This window comes from Methylobacterium sp. WL18 (assembly GCF_008040015.1).
Classification (GTDB): Bacteria; Pseudomonadota; Alphaproteobacteria; order Rhizobiales; family Beijerinckiaceae; genus Methylobacterium; species Methylobacterium mesophilicum.
Genome location: NZ_VRVD01000578.1, coordinates 1 through 2,958 on the forward strand (window position 1 = coordinate 1; position 2,958 = coordinate 2,958).

1 protein-coding gene is annotated in these 2,958 nt (G+C 70.5%); it reads left to right on the plus strand.

What is annotated here, in order from left to right; translation table 11 throughout:
- Window positions 1-2,958: rhamnan synthesis F family protein (locus tag FV228_RS25230; RefSeq protein ID WP_147857056.1), on the plus strand; the 2,958-nt coding region annotated here is incomplete at both ends.

Genomic DNA, 2,958 nt, shown 5'->3' on the forward strand with positions numbered 1-2,958 from the left:
CCCTCACGCGCCCGCTGGCCCGGCGCCTGAAGCGGCGGCGGACGAGCGAGCCCCGGCAGGCGGATCTCGTGGCGGCCGTGAAGGCCTCGGGCCTGTTCGATCCGGCCTGGTACGGGCGGCGCTATCCCGACGTGGTCGGCGAGGGGATCGACCCGCTCGTGCACTATGCGGTGCATGGCGGGCGCGAGGGCCGCTGGCCGTCGCCGCTGTTCCACGGCGACCGCTACCTCGACGCCGTCCCGGGCCTGCGCGCCGAGGGCGTGAACCCGCTGATCCACTACGTCGAGCGCGGCGCCGACGCCGGCATCGCCCCCAACCCGCTGTTCGACCCGGACTGGTACGCGCAGCGCTATCTCGGCGGCGCCGACGCCCGCGCCCGGGCGTTCTTCCACTTCCTGAAGAGCCCCGACACCGACCCGTCGCCGCTGTTCGATTCCGCCTGGTACCGGTCGCGCTACCCGGATGCCCGGGAGGCGGGCGGCATCGCGCTCAGTCACTATTTCGAGACCGGGCGGAAGCAGGGCTACCTGCGCAACCCCGAGGAATTCGCCGGGCTGTCGCGGCACGTCGACCTGATCCGCCGCTCCGGGATCTTCGACGCCGAGTTCTACCGCGGGCGCTGCCCCGAGGCCGAGACCAGCGGGCTCGAGCCGCTGGAGCATTACGTGATGGCCGGCGGCTACCGCCGCTACGCCCCGCATCCCCTGTTCGACCCCGATTGGTACGCCGCGCAGTCGGCGTCGGTGCGCGCCGACAGCCTCAACCCGCTGGTGCACTTCCTGGAGCATGGCGCCCGGGAGGGACTCGATCCCGGCCCCTGGTTCGACACGCGCTGGTACACCAAGACCTATCTCGCCGACGACGCGACGGAGGCTAATCCGCTCGCGCATTTCCTGTCCGATAACGGCCGGCGCACGAGCCCGTCCCCGCGCTTCGACGCGCCCTGGTACCTCGCCCGCTACCCCCGCGTCGCGGCGCTCGGGCTCAACCCCCTGGTCGATTACGTCACGACCGGGCTTGAGGCCGGCCGGCTGACCCGCCGGGTCGCCGGTACCGCGGTCCCGGAGGCCGCCGACGCCCGGCTGTCCTGCCTGAAGCGGGAGCCGCGCCGGCACGGCCGCACCGCCCTGTTCATCACCCACGCGCCGGAGGGGCGCATCCGCGGCCATGTCGAGCCCTACCTGCGGGCGTTTGCCGAGAACGGCATCGACATCGTGCTTATCATCGCGGCCAACCAGCACAAGACCGCGGTGCCGGAGGCGATCCTGAAGCTCTGCGCCTCGGCCTACCTGCGCGAGAACACCGGATTCGACTTCGCGGCCTGGGCGCATGTCCTCCTGGAGGACGACGACCTGCTCGATTCCGAGACCCTGTACCTCGCCAACGACAGCCTGGTCGGCCCCCTCGACAGCGCCGACTTCGCCGGGCTGCTGGCGAAGATCGATGCCTACCCGGAGGCGGTGATCGGGCTCGCCGACAACTTCTACTACAGTCACCACCTGCAAAGCTTCTTCCTGGCCCTGAAGAAGCGCTGCGTGTCGTCGTACGCGTTCAACCACTTCATCCAGTCGGTGGCGAACTGGCCGGACAAGAACACGGTTATCACCGAGTACGAGCTGACCTTCTCCGGGCGGATGCGGGCCGCGGGGCTCGGCATGCGCAGCCTGTTCTCGGCTCAGAACAAGCACATGACGCTGGTCAACGACCCGCGCAACAACCGCACCCTGTTCGACTGGGAGAACATGCTCACCCAGGGCTTCCCGTTCGTGAAGCGCTCGCTCCTGGGCGAGCACGCCGCGATCGGTGGCGCGGCGGTGCGCGAGGCGATCGGCGAGCGCGGCTTCGACCTCGACCGGCTCGACCAGACCTTCACGTATCCCGGCCCCAAGATCTGGGCCGACCTGCGCAGGCCGAAGGCGCCGGAGCGGCCCTTGCGCGTCTCCTACGTCTCGCCGATGAACTACGCCAACGGGCTCGGCGTCGCGGCCCGCAGCTACGTGCGGGCGCTGCACCGGGCGCCGTTCGCCCTGAACGTGCATCCGATGGAGCGGTCGTTCCACGTCCATGCCCGGGTCGGGCCGGGCTGGCAGGCCCGGACCTTCTCGGGGGCGCCGGACGTCGCCCTGGTGCATTTCAACGGCGACAGCTGGCACTCCCTGATGAGCGAGCGCCAGCTCGGCATCGCCGCGAGCGCCCGGCTCAAGATCGGGCTGTTCGTCTGGGAGACCTCGCACGTCCCCGGCGGCTGGCTGCCCACCGTGGACGGCCTCGACGCGATCTGGGCGCCGACCGAGTTCTGCGCCGCGATCTTCCGCCAGATCACCGACATCCCGGTCGATGTCGTGCCCTACGTGGTCGAGAACGAGCCCGGCGAGCCGGCGAGCGCCGCCGCCAAGGCCAACCTGCGCAAGGCGTTCTCCATCGACCCGGCCAGACGCGTCATCCTCTACGCCTTCGACGGGTCGAGCTACCTCGCCCGCAAGAACCCGCACGCGCTGATCCGCGCGTTCCGGGCGGCGGCGCTGGCGCAATCCGGCTGGCAGCTCGTGCTCAAGACCAAGCACGTGTTCGACCTGCCCGACGAGGGCAAGAAGCTGCTCGACCTCGTCGGCAAGGCCGGGGACGTGGTGGTGATCGACCAGCCGCTGTCCCAGAACGAACTCGGCGCCCTGTTCGAGCTCTGCGCGGTCTACGCCTCGTCGCATTCCTCGGAAGGCTTCGGCCTGACGATCGCCGAGGCGATGGAGATGGGCAAGGTCGTGATCGCCACCGATTACGGCGGCAGCCGCGATTTCCTCGACGCCACCTGCGGCTTCCCGGTGAAGGCCGAGATCGCCGCCCTGGACCAGACCTACGGGCCGTATCTGCGCGGCGCCGAATGGGGGCAGGTGGACGAGGACGACCTCGCCCGCGCGCTCACCGACGCCGCCCGGGCGGTGACCAGCGGCGACGCCGCGC